Below are 16507 nucleotides of genomic sequence, written 5' to 3'. Positions count from 1 at the left end.
TATGAGACGGTCCCCGTCCTCGGCAATGAGGACGGGGACCGTTGGGTGGCTCTGTCTAGGCGTTCTGGCGCAAGATCCCGAGCAGATCCACCCCGCTGGAGGCCGAGGCCTTGGCTCCCTGGGCGGCGGCGTCCGGCGCGAACCGGCGCGCCTTGAGGTGAGGCTTGGCGGCCAGGAGCTCCTCAATAGCGGCCTGGAGGGCCTCGGGGCTCTCCAGGTGGGCCGCGTCGAACTCCAGGTCTGCCGGGTCGGCCAGCGCGCCGGTCTGCTCCACCTGGAGCCGGTGGAGCTTGGTCTCCAGGTCCTTGACGCGGGTCCGGTACCCGGCCGACTCCTTGCGGAGCTCCTCCACGTACGCGCGGGGGAACGTGTCGGCGTCCTCGGCGGGCTCCGAGGTGTCCTCATCGGCCTGTTCCTCGGTATCCGAGGCCTCGGACTGTTCCGTCACAGTGACGTTTTCGGGGCTCTGACCTGGGTTTTCCTGGTCCTCGGCCGGGGTTTCTGGTGCCTCGGCGGTGGTGTCGGGACCCTGGTCCTCGGTCTGGTCGGTGGTCTTGTCGTCGTCGGTGTTCACGCGGCGGCCTCCTCGGTCACGTTTGCGCTCTCAGTTGCCGGAGTCGGTCCGGCGGCCGGTGCCTGGGTGGGTCCCTGGTCGGGGTTGTCGATCCCGAGGCGGGTCCGTGCCTCCTCCAGAGTCAGCACGCCTGCCTGATAGAGCTTCACGACGGCGTCGGCCTCCTGGGCCGCCGAGCGGGTGGCGGGGTCGGCCCACTGGACGCGCGGCGAGTAGTCGGTGACCTCTCCGCCGTTCTCCACGGCCAGGATGAGGCGGCCGACCTGTTCCCAGGCTCGGCCGAACACGGCCTGGCGGGCCTCGGCGCGCGCGGTGAGCGCGGCCTCCGCGGCCCGGATGGCGTCGGCCGACGCCGGGACCGTGGAGTTGAGGCCGAGGTAGTGGCCGGGGAGGCCGCTCACCGCGCTGGCCTGCTGGAGCAAGGACCGCATGGCCACGTCATACCCGGTGAGATCCGCGCCGGGGAGCTGGCCGAACTTGCCCTCTGCGGCCTCGTTGACCATCATCCGGTCGGTCTCGGAGACGGGGTTCACCACGTCCACGATGGGCTCCCCGTCCTCATCCAGGACAGGGTCCCCGTTGTCGTCCAGACGCGGCTCCTCGGCCAGCTCCAGGCCGGTGGCCCATCGTCGGGGACGCGCGCCGTACTCCGAGGCGGTCATCATGTCCGCGGTCAGCTTGTTGATCCCGTCCACCACCGGGACCAAGTCGGAGAACTCCGAGACCCCGAACATGTCCAGCGGACGGTCGGCGTTGGTGAGCGGGACGACGGGGACGGCCATGATCGGGTTGTCCACGGTCTGGACCACCGTGGCCGCGGTGATCTGCGCGCCGTCCCCGATGAGGTGCTCAATGCGGTCCGGCCGGTACACCACCCACCGCGTGGCTCCCTCGGTGCCGTCCGGGCGGAGCTCGGTCCACCGCTTGACCGCGGCGAGTACCTCACGGGTACCGGCGTCCCGGAAAACTGCGACCTGGCGGCCGGACTCGATGGACACCGAGGCCTTGCCGTCCGGGCGTGCCCAGACGATGACCGCGGCCTCACCGAGCGCCAGAGCCTCACGGTGGGCCGAGGGAGAGGTCTGGTCCAGATCCGAGCGGACCCAGGCGTCCCAGAGGGTGGCGTCCCGCTTGCCCTGGGCGTCGGTGAATCCGGTGACCCGGAGGCGCTCCGCGATGGCCGAGACGGCCAGCCGCGGGAGGTTGACCGCGATCCGGTCGAACCGCTGGCCGATGGACTTACGGGCCTCCGGGGACAGGTACGCCAGAGGTTGCTCCCCGGCGTAGTACTGGCCGAGGCGATGGAGCGCGGGCGCTCGGACGTTGAGGGCCTGGTCCAGTTCGATGTTGGTGGGTTCGTTCACGGTGTGAGTCTCCTTATGCTGCAAACGATCTGACACGGCGACGCTTGGGTTTACGGGTGGCCCGCCACGTCGCTCGGGAGTGGGCCATGACCAGGCACGCGGCCAGGTCGATCTTGCGGGCGTTGCGCTTGCGGGAGGCCTTGGCCAACCTCATCCCTCGGCCGTCCTCCTGGATGACCGCGGCGGCGATGTGGGCCGCCAGGCGTGGATCTCCCGAGTGGGTCATCCGGGAGTTGGTGGCCGCGCTGTAGAGGTCCCCGGTGGCCGCGGTGAGGCGTGACGGGGAGTGAGGGAACTCCACCACCGGGAGGCTCTCGGCTTCCAAGGCCTGGAGGGTCCGAGTCCAGCGGAACGGGTCCGCGATGATCTCGGTGACCTTCCAGCGCTTGCAGGAGTCCCGGATCATCTGCTCCACCTCGGCCACCGGCACGCGGTAACTCTCGTCGCCGGTCGGTCGCTCCCAGGTCGCCACGACATCGAAGTGAGGTTCTTGGCTCACGGTGCCGACCAAGATCGCGGTGGTGTCGTCGGAGAACGATCCGTCCAGCGCCAGGACCACGTCCACGCCATCGGGGACCCCGACGCCGGTGGAGAGGCCATCCCAGAGTCCCCGAGGCAGGAACGCGCCGTCCTCCTCGGTGGCGAACTGGCAGAGCCGAGCGCGCCGGAACGTCGCCTCACGGGTCTTCGGAGGCAGGAGCGCCACGATGGCGTCCTCATGGAGGTAGTCCCCGAGCGCGGGGTTGGCCAAGGCCCAGCAGTGACGGCAGTCCACAGGGTGGTCAATGAACTCATCGGCGGAGAACTCCCGCCAGACCATCGTGCTGTCGTCGGGGTGCTCGGCGGCGTAGGTCCGTAGATCGGCCAGGACGTTGTCGTGAGGGTTGGGTCCCGGCGTGCCGATGACCACCAGGGAGGACCGCTCCCGCTTGCCCTGGGCGAGGGTGAGGACCTCATAAGTGTCGCGGGTGACCACGCCACCCTCATCCAGGATGGCCAGGGTGTAGTCCAGGCCCTCCAGGCGCTTGGGTTCTGCTGGGAGACAAGAGAACTCGGCGTTACGGCCGGGAATGACCAGGCGCTCCTTGAACACCTGGCACCGGCTGGCCAGCTCGGGGTCCAACTCCACCATGCGGCGCGCGATGCCGAACACGATCCCGGCCTGGCGCTCGTCCACGGCGACCACGCAGATGTTGGCACCCTCGGGGCCGGTGAACAGTTCGTAGACTCCCCAGGCCGCCATGAGCGTGCTCTTGCCCTGTCCACGCGGCAACATCCACCCAGCGGTCCGGGGCTGGACCTCGGCGTCCAGGACCGAGCCGACTAGGTCGATCTGCCACGGCCGGAGCTTCATCGGCTTGAGCGCGCCGGTGCCCTTCGGCGTCTTGATGAACTTCTGGCAGAACGCGGCCAGCCGAGCCGCGCCGGTCTTGCGCGGTCGGAACGGGAGCGGCGTCGGGTCCACCGCGGCCTTGGGTCCAGCCTTCACGCTCTCACCTCCTGGTCTGTGCGTCCCACTATATGAGACGCGTCTACGTTTTGCCTGGTCGCTATACCCCATGGGGGTGTGTAACGCGTTTCGCGGCTAACCGGCGGAGGCTGGCCGGGTCCGGCATGGGGTCCCTCCCCACCCTCAGCGGCCCGGAGAGCGACGTTCACGGCCTCCCGGAGGGTCAGGGTGGGTCGGCGTCGATAGGCGCTCTCCAGGCGCTCCAGGACCACCACGGCCTCCTCACGGGTCCACCGATGACCACGGGAGCGGTTGCACCGGCGGCAGAGGACCCGGAGGTTCTCCAGGCAGTAGACCAGCTCGGGGAACTCCACGACGGGGAGGACGTGGTCCACCTCCAGGCTCCGGGTGGAGCCACACCGCTCACAGAACGGTGAGGACCGGCGGAGCCGAGCCGAGAGCCGGGTCCACCGGGCGGTCCCTTGATGAGCACGTGAGGAGTCTCTGGTCCTTGTTCGTGCCGTGTCGGCCTCACGACGGCAGTCCGAGCACCGGCCAGCGCCGTCGTGAGGCTCACCGCACGACGTGCATGGCCTAAGCAAGGCCACCACGCTCCAGCTCATCCAGCAGCGCGTCGAGCTGGTCCCTCACCACGTTGAGCCAGAGGGTGGGCTGGCCCTCGGTGGCGATGGACGCGATACCCAGGCTCATGTCGGCCATGGCGTCCAGGGTGGGACCGGGGTCCATGCCCGCGGCCACGGTGGCCATGCCCTCCTGGTCGTTGCGGATCTTGCAGTAGAGGTAGGCCATGGCGTCGCGGTAGGCCTGTCGGTTGATCTCGGTCACGGTGTGCTCCTTGATAGTTCGGTTGCTGCCCGGTACTCACGGGCCTCGGCCTCCTCGGCCTGGCGTGCTCGGAGAGCCTCCCGGCCAGCCAGCCACGCGTCCGCGATGGAGGCCAGCTCCTCGGCCCACTCCCGGATGGCGAGGACCTCCTCGGCCGCTGGATCTCCCCGGTGTCGGCGCTTGGGGTCCACGCCAGGGATCGACGGGAGGGCAGGCTCGGCGCTCACTGGTCCATCACCTGCTCGGCCAAGGCCTTGGACTGTTCGGACCGGCCGCGCCGTCGTCGGGGTCGGCCGACGCCGAGCTGGTCACCGAGGCCCGAGCGGGATGTCTCCCGAGGCACGGTGCCGTTGGCGAGGTTGGCCGCGATACGGGCCGCGGCCCGGTTGGGATCTGCCACGTTGAACTCCATCTGTTGGTGGGAGTCCGCCGGGGTCATCGGGTCGGTGGAGGTGGTCATGGTTCAGTCCTCGTCGGGCGTGTCGATGAACAGGTCCTCGGTGGTCTGCCGAAGCTCTGAAACGGGTGTCAGTTCACCGGTCCCGTTCACGTCGATCAATGCCTCCATGGGTCCGCCGTTCACCGAGGCCCAGGCCACCACGGTGTGGGTGGACGAAACTGCTACGTCCGTCCGCCGGACGTAGGCAGTGGTCCCCAATGCTGCCGGGATGACGTTGTTGTAGGTGTTCTTCACGGGGTTGTCCTTCTGGTTGGTCATCCACCACCGTTGTTATCCACCACTCGGGGTCTTACAGACCCCGCGCGGATAGCGCGGATAGTTGCGCGGATGTTGTGCGGATAAGCGTGGATACGCGGATAGGGTTGTTTGTGCTGGTGAGACGGGTGATCTATCCGCGCTAAGGTCCGCGTCGGTTGCGCGGATGGTTTGCGCGGATAGAGCGCGGATAGCTAGGCATCGACTCCCTCCGCCGATGCCTGGAAGGGGAGGATCTTGGCGTCGGTGACGGCGCGGATGATCTCGGCGCGCCCCTTGCCTGGAACGAACTCGACCTCCCCGCGGAGCTTGAGCTTCTCCAGCGCGCCCAGGGCCGCCTCCCGTCGCTTGGTCTCCTCGAAGTGCTTGCGGAACTCGGTCTTGTTCGGGGACATGTCCGCGTCCTGGCGGCCTCGGAGGTACTCCAGAACCTCGGCCTGGAGCGCGGTCTCCTTGGCGGCCTTGGCCTCCTCGGCGGCCGCGTCCACCACGAACGGATCGGCGTGGACCGGGACCATGGAGGTGGGCCAGGTGCCGTTCTCCCGGACCTCCACCTGTTCGATGCGGAACGCCCATCGTCCCGTCTCCGGCCGGTGCTTCTGTTTCGTCGTGGTCATCTCCACCTGGCCGTCCACCGGCGCGTCCTTCTCCAGGTGGAACACCGAGTCCGCGCCACCCTCCCAGGCACCGGCTCCGCGGCCGCTGGTCCCACCCTTGGGCGGGTGATGGAGGACCATGACGGCCGCGCCGGTCTGGGCTCGGAGGTGGTCGGCCTTGTTCACAGCCTCGGACGCGTCAGAGTTGCTGTTCTCCTCCAGGCCGAGCTGGTGGCGCGCCAGCGTGTCCACGACGATGAGCGACGGGCCGAACTCCTTGGCGTAGGCCACCAGCTCGTCCCACGCGGCCGACATGAACGGCGCGGCACCGTTGAGGCCCATGAACCACGGGCGGATCTCGTCGCGGGTGATCCCGTGGTGTGAGAGCCAGGCCTCCAGGCGGATACCGAACGCTCGGCCGCCACCCTCACCGACCAGGTACAGGACCCGGCCGCGCTCGGTGCGGTGAGCACCCCACGGGATGCCGCACGCGATGCACAGCGACATGGCCAGCGCGATGGCGGTCTTGTAGGTGCCTCGGTGCCCGATGAGCATGGAGAGGCCGCCACCGTCCAGGACATCCTTGACCAGCGCGTCCGGTGCCTCGGCGTCCATGAACGCGTCCACCGACATGAGCCGGTCCCGGACCGAGGCGATACCGGCGGCCTCGGCCTTCTTCTGGGCCTTCTCGGCCTTGATCCGTTCGCGCGCCTCGTCGCGGAGCTTCTCGGTCTCGTAGACGCTGGCCTTGTGCTTGCGGAACTCGTCTTTGGCGCGCTTGGTCTGGGCCTTGTGGAACTCGATCTCCTTGGCGACGACGCCGGACACGTCCGCGGACTCGCCGGGGTTGTCGGGGTGGGCCAGAGTCACCTTGGTCACGCGCTCACCTCCGGGCGGAGGATGACGCCGAGGCCGTAGCCGGTCGGCCAGGCCATGGCGGCCACGGTGATGATGAGGATGGTTGTCACGTTGATGAATCCTGTCTGACAGAGGGAGTTTGATCTCTCGGGTTGGTGTCAGACAGGGTCACGCGCTCGGCGTGACGGTGTTGGCGTCCATCCAGGCGTCCAGATCGGCCACGCGGTAGACCACGCGGCGGCCGAGCTTGATGTACGCGGGGCCGCGGCCGAGGTATCGCCAGGAGTTGAGGGTGGCCACCGTCGAATTGACGTACTCGGCGGCCTCGGGGGTGTTCAGGGTGGGCTTGTGAGCCATCGGTGTACTCCAGCGGGGCCTATGCGCGGCCCCCTCACGGTCGCCCCTGGTGGGGCTTCATATGTCCGGTAGGTATCCGTGCGGTGTACGTCCACCAAGTTAGACCGAGATCGGTTGTGTGCCAACGTGTCCGAGGTCTGCCAATGGGCACCGACGTTGACGCGGACCGTCAACCGTGTTGACGGCGCCCGTCAACACCGAGGGCCTATATCCGCAGGTCGCTAGACAAACACGCTGGTGGACATAGTTATCCACAGTGTTGTCCACAATGCCCAGGTAGAGGCCATATCGCACCGTTACCGAATTGTTATGCGCGTCCCGATGTCTGTGTCCACGGTTATGCTGCCAGGCATGGCAACGATCAGTAAGTACGACACCAAGGCCGGATCTCGGTATGAGGTCCGCTACCGGCTCCCCAACGGCCAGACCACGCGTAAGCGCGGGTTCACCACCAAGCGGGACGCCACCGCGTTCATGCACTCCACCGAGGTGTCCAAGTCCACTGGTGGATTCGTCCAGTCGTCGGCGGGCCGGGTCACGGTCGGCACACTGGCCGAGTCGTGGAAGAAGTCCCTGGACGCCAAGGCCGCCAAGACCAAGAGGAACCGTCTCTCGGTGTACTCCCACGACGTGGAGCCGCGGTGGTCCTCCACGCCGGTGGGCAAGATCAAGCGGAGCCACGTGGAGGCCTGGGTCTCCGAGATGATCGGCGCGGACCGCTCGGCGGTCATGGTGGAGGCGGCCCTCGGCGTCCTCCGGCAGATCTTGGCCTTGGGCGTGGCGGACGGGAACCTGGCGACCAACCCAGCGGCCGACGTGTCGGCCCCCAAGCGGCTCCACCGGGCGCGCGGGTACCTCTCCCACGCCCAGGTGGACGAACTGGCCACCGAGGCCGGGGACCGCGGCCGAGATCTCGTCCTGTTCCTGGCGTACACAGGCCTCCGGATCGGTGAGGCGGCCGGACTCCAGGCCCAGGACGTGGACCTGGCGCGGCGGAAGATCACCGTGGAGCGGGCGGTCACCGAGGCCGGATCGGCGCGGTACAAGGCCCCCAAGACCCACGAGCGGCGGACAGTCCCCTATCCGGAGTTCCTGGACGAGGTGATGGCCGACCATGTCCGCGGTAAGGGGCGGGAGGATCCGGTGTTCACCTCGGAGCGCGGGACGGTGGTCACGCCGTCGAACTGGCGCTACCGGACCCTGGCCCCGGCGGTGGAGGCCGTCGTGGAGCGGAACGTCAAGACCCGGGCCAAGGAGGCGGCCCTCACCGGCCACGCCACCACGCCGGAGTTCCCCACCGTCACTACCCATGACCTACGCCATTCGGCCGCGTCCTTGGCGATCTCGGCCGGGGCGAACGTCAAGGCGGTCCAGCGGATGCTCGGCCACGCCAAGGCGTCGATGACGCTGGACACGTACGCCGACCTATTCGAGGACGACCTGGAGGCCGTGGCCACGCGGCTGGCCTCCCAGAGGGCCGCGGAACTAGAGCGTGTCCAAACCGTGTCCACGGATACAGGAGAGGCCCTCTCCGATTGAACGGAAAGGGCCTCTGACCTGGTAGTTATCTTGTGGTCCCGGCTGGGATCGAACCAGCGACCTTCCCGGTGTGAACGGGACGCTCTTCCACTGAGCCACGGGACCGTATGAAGTTGTTGCGCAGCAGAGTGACTGCTGTCGCACGAGAAGTCAGATTACACACTGACCATCTGTTCAACCAAATCACCCCCGGCGGCCAGATTTGCGGCGGTTCGCGACGCCGGCCGCAACCTCGATCAGGCGTCGAACGCAGCTGCGCTTCGGTCGACGGCACCCGCGCACTCCGAGCACTCGCCACATCTCGAGGCCGAGCCTCGACCACTGGATTCCACTCACAGAACTCCTGAATCGGAGTCCGGTAAGCAGCTGAACTACACCCCTGTAACTCCCCGACCTGCCGATTTGTGTTCTGCGACGCTGTGCCGCTAATGTTCTTCTCGCTGGTGAGCAACGCCCACAAGGCAGCTCACAAGCACGCGGATGTAGCGCAGCTGGTAGCGCATCACCTTGCCAAGGTGAGGGTCGCGGGTTCGAATCCCGTCATCCGCTCTGTAGCACTCCCGGTGGCGTGGCCGAGTGGTGAGGCAACGGCCTGCAAAGCCGTGCACACGGGTTCGATTCCCGTCGCCACCTCCACGACAATTCAATACCTGCGCGATTAGCTCAGTGGGAGAGCGCTTCCCTGACACGGAAGAGGTCACAAGTTCAATCCTTGTATCGCGCACCATGAACGCAAGCGAGGCCCGGATACGTCCGGGCCTCGCTCGCGTTGTGCGCCCACTCCCCCTCGCACCTCCCGACTGGCGCAGCGGTGGGCGGACCGTTCACCTGGACGCAACCCCGTCGATCCGCGTCGAACGTCGAATCTTCGCACTTCACAGGGGGTTTCCGGACGCAATATGTCCCCCGGTTTGCAATTCCACTTCGGTGGACGTTAATGTTTGTTGTCGCCGGTGAGCGACAGCGTCCACAAGACGTGTTCACCGGCATGCGGATGTAGCGCAGCTGGTAGCGCATCACCTTGCCAAGGTGAGGGTCGCGGGTTCGAATCCCGTCATCCGCTCGGAAAACCCCGGTGGCGTGGCCGAGTGGTGAGGCAACGGCCTGCAAAGCCGTGCACACGGGTTCGATTCCCGTCGCCACCTCCACCGAAGTTCCACAACTCAATACCTGCGCGATTAGCTCAGTGGGAGAGCGCTTCCCTGACACGGAAGAGGTCACAAGTTCAATCCTTGTATCGCGCACCTCGAAGAAGCCCGCCGGTCATCTGGCGGGCTTCTTCACTTTCATCCACCGGTTCGGCGCATGGCAGGATTGTGGTCGTGCCCAGTCTCGCGATGCTGTTCCAGAGCCACCTCGATCCCACCCTCGACGGAGACCGTCTCGTCACGCAGATGCTGACCGACTTCCCCGACCTGGACTCCGCTCTCCTGCGGGTCGAGCCGTCGAAGAAGGCCGACGCGCCCCTGTCGCTGTCGTACGGAGATCAGGTCATCTCGTTGATGGCGTTCGCCGAGCCGGTCGGCGACGACCTCGGCGAGATCGCCGCGTACAGCCGCCTGTGGCCCAACGACGTCCCGGCTCCCTCCGACTACCGCGCACACACCATCGTGACCGTCGTCCGCGCAGGCGCTGCGCAGACGCACGTGGAGGCCATCGCCGACGCAGTACTGATGTCGAAGGTCATCGCCTCGGCGGTTGCCCTCACCGAGACGATCGTCGCGGTCTACTTCGGCAGCGCGAATCATGTGATCCTGCCGGCGCTGTTCCGGGATCTCGCCATCGAGACGCTGCCCCAGCCGATGCTGCCCGCGTGGGTGGCCCTCAATGTCGCTCCCCGGCCCGATGGCATCATGACCGGCCACACACGGGGCCTGGACATGCTGGGCCTGATGGACGTGGAGATCGTCGCGTCGCGCGAGTCCGCGGAGGACACCTTCGGCCGGATCATCAACACGTCGATCTACCAACTCGAGAACGGTCCCGTCATCGGCGACGGCCACAGCATCGGCGAGACGGACGAGGTGGAGGTGGTGGTCCGCCACGCACCGTCGCAGGTGGAAACCGACAAGATCGTGCTGTCGCTGGAATTTCCCGGCCAGGAGTTCCCGGTCTTCGAGCCGCCGGTCGACGACGACGCCCCCGTCGAGGAGCCGAAGAAGCGTCGCTGGTTCAAGAGGAAGCGCTAACCGGTCGGCGTCAGGACCATCAGGTCGGGACGCTCCGGTTCGTCCGGATGCGCGCCGTACCCGACCGAGAAAGCACCGATATCGGTCTGCAGGACGGTGCCGGCGTCGATCGGCGCCAGATCGGCGCACTCTTTCAACGCCACCCCGATGAGCAGCTCGACGGTCGCCTGACCGTCTGCACCGGACCGCGGCACGACGATGTCGCGGAGGCCGAGCGAGTCCAAGCCATTGGTGTAGCCCCCGAACTCGTCGGCGAGGTCGGGGTGCGGTCCCACGCCGAACTCGGCCCACAGGAGCACGGGAAGCACCGGGGCGAAGTCGATGGTCGTCTCGCGGACGATGTTCGCCGACACGAGGTTCGTGCCCGCGTGGAAGAGCGCCGCATCGATCGTGTGGGTACAGGCGATCAGCGACGCCACAACGAATCCGATCAGCAGGGCGTCCTCGACCTCCTCCCCGGTGTCTCGCTCACTGTGCTCGACGAGCTCGTCCTCGTTGAGCGAGTCGATGACGTCATCGTCGGGCACCACTGAGACGACGATGTACGGCCCGTCGGTGTCGGGAGCGCCGTTCACCAGCAGCCGACTCTGCTCGACGAGCGCGGTGATGTCGAACTCGAATGGACCGGTCATCTGAAAGACGCCGATCCGCTTCGGACCGAAGCGAACGGTGAGCGCCTTCCCGGGCACTGCGTCGTCGTCCGGTCTGATGTCGGCGGGATCGAGGTTGAGATGCTCGGACCAGTCGTCTCGGATCTGGTCGACGAGTCTGTCGACGGTCACGTCGGGATCGTCTGCGGATTGGAACAGGGTGACGATCTGGAACGACACGGGACGGCTCCTCACGTTGGCGTAGCTGTCCTCCCCATTGGAACAGAGTTCGGCAGTGAGCGACAGTCAGAACGGGGGTTGGCCGTCGGCGGCCTCCATCGCGGCGATCGCGGCCTCACGAGCGCGGCGGTTCGCCGCCCGGCGCTGCATCCGGTACTGATGCTTGGCCTCCAACCGAGTCCTGGCCCGCTCCGGTTCCGGTGCACTCTCGGCGTGTCCGGAACCCGGGCGTGTCGCCGCACCATGGCTGCACGGCATCAAACCCAACTCGGGGATCAGCCAGCCGTTGGCGGCCTGCTTCCGCACCGTCAGCCCTTCCGGAGTCGTGATCTCAGTCCAGATCACCCCGTCCGCACCGACGATCTGATCATCGAGCCAGCCCGACGCGTGGGTTTTCAAACCGTGATGGAACTTGCACTTCGGGTTCAGGTTGCACGCACAGGTCGCGCCGCCCGCGGCGGGGTCGGCGTGATTGAACTCGGTCAAATGATCCAGGTCGCACTTCCAGGCGGGGCGATCGCACCCGATCCACGAGCACGTCCCGTGGACGGCGCGCGCCGCGGTGTCCAGGGCGGCCGTCGGCCGATACGGATTGCCGGGCTGGGCCTGATGATCCAGCAACTCGTCCAGGTTCAACTCCCGACGAACCGCGTCCGGACGCGCGGCCAGCTCACGCGCATGGTCGGCGGAGATCGGACCGTAGCCGTCCAGCAGCGCCGGGAGCGTCGAGGTGCCGTCGAGGGTGTCCTTGCGGGCGACCACGTGCAGGACGACGCGGGCGCAGCGGGCGGCAAGAGCCTCGTCGGACAGTTCGGCGGCGCAGTCGTCGCGGCCGCACTGGCAGACGAACGGGGCACCGGTCAGGCGGGCGGCCGCGGCATCGGAGCGCAGTTGCCCACGAGAACGGCCGTCGAACGGGCAGACTCCGGCGATCACCGCGTCGAGGGCGTCTTTGATGAGGATGGCGTCCTCGGCGGTGGTGGTGACGATGACCTCCGACATGCCCTCGTTGAGGGGGTTCACGATCACGTTCCTCTGCGCTTTTACCTCCTCGCGGGTCAGCATCACCGCGTCCGGGTCGTGTTCGGCGACGATCGCCTTCACCGCGTCCTCCACCCGCTTGGCCGTCAACCCGCCGAGGGTGGAGAGGCGGTGAGCGATCTCCGCATCAAGGAACGCCATCAACTCCGGGTCGATGACCAGCGAGGTCTGTTCGACGACCCGGGTGAACCACGCCGGGGTGATCAGTCCGTCGCGCAGCAGACGCCCCACGGCCGGAATCTTCTCGAAGCACGCCTGGGCGGCTTCGACGAAGTGCTCCGCCGACTTCTGCCGCACCCCGGCGACGACCGCGTACGAGGCGGCGACCTGGCACAGCGGGTCGTAGACCCGCGTGTACTCGGTATTCGCACCGTTCGCGTCGGCCTGCGCCATCCGCGCCACCAACAATGCATAGATGGCCTCGTACCGATGCCACAGCACCAGGCCTTGGAAGGAGTCCGCCCGGGCGGCGAACGCGAGTTTGGCCGCGCCCGGCGACTGCGGTCCCGCCGTGTCCGGACGCGGGATCCGCACCTGGATCGCGTCGTCGGTCACCACCACCGACGAACGAGTCGAACCGGTTCGTTCTGCTGCTGTCGTTGCCATGACACCCTCCGAATCCGTCATCGAACTCACATTCGATTGTAGTGAGGGGGTCTGACATTTTCGGATGCGGAGAATAGAGGGCTGACCTGCCGGACAACGACACGCCGAGGAAACCCGACACGCCGTGATGGCAGGTTTCCCTGGGAGGGTCGATCTCGATGACGCAGCGGCGCTGCGCGCCGGAGCTACGCGATCAGCAAGGGGTTGCGACACGCCGAAAGAATCCGACACGCCGTGGTGGCAGGTTCTGCGGGAGGCCAGATCTCGATCACGCAACGGCGCTGCGCGCCCGAGCTACTCGACCAGCAAGGGGTTGCGACACGCCGGAAATCTGGACACGTCGTGATGGCAAGTTCTGCGGGATGAGTCGATCTCAATGACGCTACAGCGCTGCGCGCCGGAGCTACTCGATCGGCACAGGTTCACGCTCCACGCCGATCGGCTCGGGCACGTTGATCAGCGTCCCGGCGACGACCGCGACGAGAGCGAGGATCCCCGCGGCGACGTAGAAGCCGATCGTCTCGCCGTGGACGAGCGCGGCGATCTTCATCGTCGCGACATCGGCGGGGCCGCGGACGGCACCGACATGGTCGGTGACGTAGCGGGCCGCGGCGTTCGCCGCGATCGTGTTCAGCAGCGCGGTACCGACTGCGCCGCCGACCTGCTGCGACGTGTTCACCATGGCCGACGCCACACCGGCGTCGCGCGACTCGACACCGTACGTCGCCAGGTTGATGGTCGTCATGAAGACCGTTCCCATGCCGGCGCCGAGGAGCAGCAGACCCGGGAAGATCGCCGACCAGTAGTGGGTCGACTCAGCGGACACCCGGCTGAGCAGCAGCATGCCGACCGCCCCGACGAGCACGCCCGGCACGATCAGGAAGCGCGGCGGAACGCGGGTGATGAGTCGAGTCGCGATCTGGGTGGAGCCGATCAGCATGCCGAGCACCATGGGCAGGAACGCGACACCGGCGCTCAGCGGCGAATAGTGGTGCGCATCCTGCATGTAGAGCGTCAGGAACAGGAACGACCCGAACATCGCGATCGTCGAGAGTCCGACGCTCAGGTAGGCGCCACCGCGCGCACGGTCGACCACGACGCGCAGCGGGAGCAGCGGATGCGACGTGCGCAGCTGCCAGGCGACGAACGCCGCCAGAAACACGACCGCCGCGATGAGGCACACAATGGTGCCCGTGTCGCCCCAGCCCTCTTCGGCGGCGCGGCTGAAGCCGTAGACCACCAGTGCGAGTCCCGCGCCGGCGAGGACGGCACCGAGGATGTCGAGCTTCACGACGTGGTCGCCGAGCTTGGGCGGCTCCTTGATCTCGAAGACTGCTCCGAGCAGCGCGGCCGCCGCGATCACGACATTGATGTACATCGTCCAGCGCCAGTCGAGCGCCTGCGTCAGCAGTCCGCCGAGGAGCAGCCCGAGCGCAGCGCCGCCACCGGCGATCGCTCCGAAGATGCCGAACGCCTTGGCGCGGTCGGCGGGCGTCGTGAACATCACCGTCAGCAACGACAGCGCCGCCGGTGCCAACAGTGCACCGAAGGCACCCTGCAGCGTGCGGGCGCCGAACAGCATCCCCTGGTTGACCGCGGCGCCGCCGATCGCGGAGGCAGCAGCGAAGCCGACCAGACCGATGATGAGGGCGCGCCGTCGACCCCACAGGTCCGAGATACGACCGCCGAACAGGAGGAGACCGCCGAACGCCAGGGCGTAGGCGGTGATGACCCATTGCTGGTTGGCGTCGCTGATGCCGAGATCCGCTTTCGCATTCGGCAGCGCGATGTTGACCACGGTGCCGTCGAGCACCACCATCAGCTGCGCCAGACAGATGAAGACCAGTGCCTTCCAGCGACGCGGATCAGGTGCGACGAACGACTCAGCTGCTGAAGACATCAATGAACGCTCGATTCACTCGTCGACATCGTGCAATGCTCCAGGCTACGCGCGATCGAGTGATCTGGGTCATCGTCTTTTCGCTCGCCTCGCTGCGGCCCGACGCTGCGCCCGATTGGCCAGGACCGGCGCCGTCAGCTGGAGCACCCAGAAGTCGGGATCGTACTTCGACGGCACGATCGCGGCCTGGAAGTCGCCGTACTCGCTCTCGAGCGTCATGCCGTCCTCGATGATCGGGCCCTCCTCGTACTGCAGGACTGCCGTGTCGGCGAGGACCCGCACCACCGCCTCCGCGGGCATCCGGCTCTCGGGGATCTCGATGTCGTACAGCCTCAGGTCGGTCATGCCGATCGTCTCGCCCGACGTCGTGCCGCTCTCGTCCGCGACCAGGAAGTCGACCCACGTCGTCAGCGGCAGCCCGGGCGCGGCGTTCAACGCGGACTCGCGATACACGTCAGGCGGAATCAGCATGTCCGACGGATGCGCGAACACCGCGGTCACCGTGTCCGTGCACGCCTGAATCGACGCGACCACGCGGGAGATCAGGATCGCCTCGCCGAGGACGTCGCGGTCGTCGGCGGTGTAGAACTCGTCCTCGTCATCGCCAGCGTCGGGGTTCGGCAGCACGGTCACGGTGTACGACGGCCCGTCGATGTCCGGCAGGTGCAGCCCCTGATCCCAGTGGGGGCTCGCCTCCGCTGCGACCTCCGGGTCGAACCCGAAGGGGATGCCGAAGGCTGCGACGACCACCCGCCGATCGTCGAACCGGAACCCCATCGCCTCGACGAGCTTCTTCGGCCCGGCGGTCTCCTCGGGCGTCTCCGGGCGCATCGAGTCGAACTCTTCGTCCAGGGCCTCGCCCCAGTCTGCTTGGATCTGTTCGAACAGTCGCTGCACGGTGAGAGCGGGATCGCGCCTGGACTGGAACAGTGAGACGAGCAGAGGTACCACGGGAATCCTGACTGTCGGTTGCTAGCGCAACGATAGCGACTGCGGGAAGAATAGAACGGTGACTGCGACCAGTATTTCCGATACCGACTCCGCTTCCAGCCCCGACTCCGTTCTCGTCATCGAGACCGTCACCGACACGTCGCAGGCCGCTGCGATCGCCGACGTCGCAGCCGTCACCTTCCCGCTCGCCTGCCCGCCGCACTCGACGCCGGAGAACATTGCCGCGCACATCGGGCAGCAACTGTCCACGGCTCGCTTCGTCGAGCACATCGAGGACCCGGTGAAGCAGGTACTCGTCATCCGAGACGGAGCCGACGGTCCGATCATCGGCTATTCGCTGCTGATCCACGAGGTGCCGACGATCGACGACGTCCGCGCCGCGGTGCTCGCCGCATCGGGCGGACCGAAGGCGATGTCGAACGGCGCCGTCACGGAGATCTCGAAGATGTACATCCTCCCCCACCACCACGCCGCCCACAACGCGCAGAAGCCCGCCCACGCGCTGATGACGGCAGCGATCCACGCGGCGGCCGCGCACGGCTCGTCGTACGCGTGGCTGGGGGTGCACTCCGGGAATCAGCGCGCCCAGAAGTTCTACGCCAAGATGGGCTTCACCCGGATCGGGACGAAGACGTTCGACATGAACGGTGCGATCGAGCACGACTTCGTGCTCGGACGCGAGGTCTCCTAG

16 protein-coding genes and 7 tRNA genes are annotated in these 16507 nt (G+C 67.2%); 9 read left to right on the top strand and 14 right to left on the bottom strand.

Translation table 11 applies throughout. The features are described from left to right. Positions 1-55: 55 nt before the first annotated feature. The 9 genes from ACH46_RS09550 to ACH46_RS09505 form a co-directional block, all read right to left on the bottom strand. Positions 56-574: a hypothetical protein gene (locus ACH46_RS09550; protein ID WP_120298713.1), complete on the bottom strand. Its 519-nt coding sequence runs from the start codon at positions 572-574 to the stop codon at positions 56-58. Next, positions 571-1938: a phage portal protein gene (locus tag ACH46_RS09545; RefSeq protein WP_062392690.1), complete on the bottom strand. Its 1368-nt coding sequence runs from the start codon at positions 1936-1938 to the stop codon at positions 571-573. The genes ACH46_RS09550 and ACH46_RS09545 overlap by 4 nt, the downstream gene beginning before the upstream one ends. 13 nt (positions 1939-1951) lie before the next feature. After that, positions 1952-3427 carry a terminase large subunit domain-containing protein gene (locus ACH46_RS09540; RefSeq protein ID WP_062392689.1) on the bottom strand — a complete coding sequence of 492 codons (1476 nt, stop codon included), beginning with the start codon at positions 3425-3427 and terminating at the stop codon, positions 1952-1954. Further along, entirely contained in the window at positions 3424-4011 is a 588-nt protein-coding gene (locus ACH46_RS21950; RefSeq protein WP_082399554.1) for an HNH endonuclease signature motif containing protein, read from the bottom strand. The genes ACH46_RS09540 and ACH46_RS21950 overlap by 4 nt, the downstream gene beginning before the upstream one ends. Then, positions 3983-4234: a hypothetical protein gene (locus ACH46_RS09530; protein ID WP_062392687.1), complete on the bottom strand. Its 252-nt coding sequence runs from the start codon at positions 4232-4234 to the stop codon at positions 3983-3985. Before ACH46_RS09530 ends, ACH46_RS21950 begins: the two co-directional genes overlap by 29 nt. 223 nt (positions 4235-4457) lie before the next feature. Further along, positions 4458-4694, bottom strand: a complete 237-nt coding sequence (locus tag ACH46_RS09520) for a hypothetical protein (RefSeq protein ID WP_062392685.1) — start codon at positions 4692-4694, stop codon at positions 4458-4460. A 3-nt stretch (positions 4695-4697) separates the two neighbouring features. Next, positions 4698-4952 carry a hypothetical protein gene (locus ACH46_RS09515; protein WP_062392684.1) on the bottom strand — a complete coding sequence of 85 codons (255 nt, stop codon included), beginning with the start codon at positions 4950-4952 and terminating at the stop codon, positions 4698-4700. Between the two features lie 191 nt (positions 4953-5143). Further along, on the bottom strand, positions 5144-6424 hold the full coding sequence (locus ACH46_RS09510; RefSeq protein ID WP_062392683.1) for an AAA family ATPase: 1281 nt from the start codon (positions 6422-6424) through the stop codon (positions 5144-5146). A gap of 147 nt (positions 6425-6571) precedes the next feature. Beyond that, positions 6572-6760, bottom strand: a complete 189-nt coding sequence (locus ACH46_RS09505) for a helix-turn-helix transcriptional regulator (RefSeq protein WP_062392682.1) — start codon at positions 6758-6760, stop codon at positions 6572-6574. A 351-nt stretch (positions 6761-7111) separates the two neighbouring features. Here ACH46_RS09505 and ACH46_RS09500 point away from each other — a divergent pair, with 351 nt between their 5' ends. Continuing rightward, the gene (locus ACH46_RS09500; RefSeq protein ID WP_157851033.1) at positions 7112-8299 is read left to right on the top strand and encodes a tyrosine-type recombinase/integrase; all 1188 of its coding nucleotides are present in this window, start codon (positions 7112-7114) and stop codon (positions 8297-8299) included. Positions 8300-8332: 33 nt separating this feature from the next. Here ACH46_RS09500 and ACH46_RS09495 read toward each other — a convergent pair. Further along, positions 8333-8404: transfer RNA gene (locus ACH46_RS09495), tRNA-Val, on the bottom strand. Between the two features lie 371 nt (positions 8405-8775). Between ACH46_RS09495 and ACH46_RS09490 the strand changes: the two genes are divergently transcribed. The 7 genes from ACH46_RS09490 (at position 8776) to ACH46_RS09460 (ending at position 10488) form a co-directional block, all read left to right on the top strand. Further along, positions 8776-8848: transfer RNA gene (locus tag ACH46_RS09490), tRNA-Gly, on the top strand. A 13-nt stretch (positions 8849-8861) separates the two neighbouring features. Then, a tRNA-Cys gene (locus ACH46_RS09485) sits at positions 8862-8935 on the top strand. Positions 8936-8951: 16 nt separating this feature from the next. Beyond that, positions 8952-9026 (top strand) — tRNA-Val (locus ACH46_RS09480). A gap of 263 nt (positions 9027-9289) precedes the next feature. Then, positions 9290-9362 (top strand) — tRNA-Gly (locus tag ACH46_RS09475). An 11-nt stretch (positions 9363-9373) separates the two neighbouring features. Beyond that, positions 9374-9447 (top strand) — tRNA-Cys (locus tag ACH46_RS09470). Positions 9448-9471: 24 nt separating this feature from the next. Beyond that, positions 9472-9543: transfer RNA gene (locus ACH46_RS09465), tRNA-Val, on the top strand. A 78-nt stretch (positions 9544-9621) separates the two neighbouring features. Continuing rightward, the gene (locus ACH46_RS09460; protein ID WP_062395209.1) at positions 9622-10488 is read left to right on the top strand and encodes a DUF4261 domain-containing protein; all 867 of its coding nucleotides are present in this window, start codon (positions 9622-9624) and stop codon (positions 10486-10488) included. On the opposite strand, the gene ACH46_RS09455 is transcribed toward ACH46_RS09460, so the two are convergent. The 4 genes from ACH46_RS09455 to ACH46_RS09440 form a co-directional block, all read right to left on the bottom strand. Beyond that, positions 10485-11318, bottom strand: coding sequence for a hypothetical protein (locus ACH46_RS09455; protein ID WP_062392680.1), 834 nt, complete (start codon positions 11316-11318; stop codon positions 10485-10487). The two genes, ACH46_RS09460 and ACH46_RS09455, sit on opposite strands and share 4 nt — an antisense overlap. A gap of 66 nt (positions 11319-11384) precedes the next feature. Beyond that, positions 11385-12965 (bottom strand): DUF222 domain-containing protein, encoded by a 1581-nt coding sequence (locus ACH46_RS09450; RefSeq protein WP_062395208.1) that lies wholly within the window; start codon positions 12963-12965, stop codon positions 11385-11387. A 403-nt stretch (positions 12966-13368) separates the two neighbouring features. Next, positions 13369-14865 (bottom strand): DHA2 family efflux MFS transporter permease subunit, encoded by a 1497-nt coding sequence (locus ACH46_RS09445; RefSeq protein WP_062392679.1) that lies wholly within the window; start codon positions 14863-14865, stop codon positions 13369-13371. 69 nt (positions 14866-14934) lie between these two features. Continuing rightward, a complete protein-coding gene (locus ACH46_RS09440) occupies positions 14935-15816 on the bottom strand; it encodes a DUF4261 domain-containing protein (protein WP_062392678.1) in 882 nt (293 codons plus the stop codon). A gap of 58 nt (positions 15817-15874) precedes the next feature. Here ACH46_RS09440 and ACH46_RS09435 point away from each other — a divergent pair, with 58 nt between their 5' ends. Then, positions 15875-16507 carry a GNAT family N-acetyltransferase gene (locus ACH46_RS09435; RefSeq protein ID WP_226995824.1) on the top strand — a complete coding sequence of 211 codons (633 nt, stop codon included), beginning with the start codon at positions 15875-15877 and terminating at the stop codon, positions 16505-16507.

The organism is Gordonia phthalatica, from assembly GCF_001305675.1.
In the GTDB taxonomy this organism is placed as follows: Bacteria; Actinomycetota; Actinomycetes; order Mycobacteriales; family Mycobacteriaceae; genus Gordonia; species Gordonia phthalatica.
The sequence above is the reverse complement of the archived record's forward strand: the minus strand, read 5'-3'. Positions and strand labels throughout refer to the sequence as shown.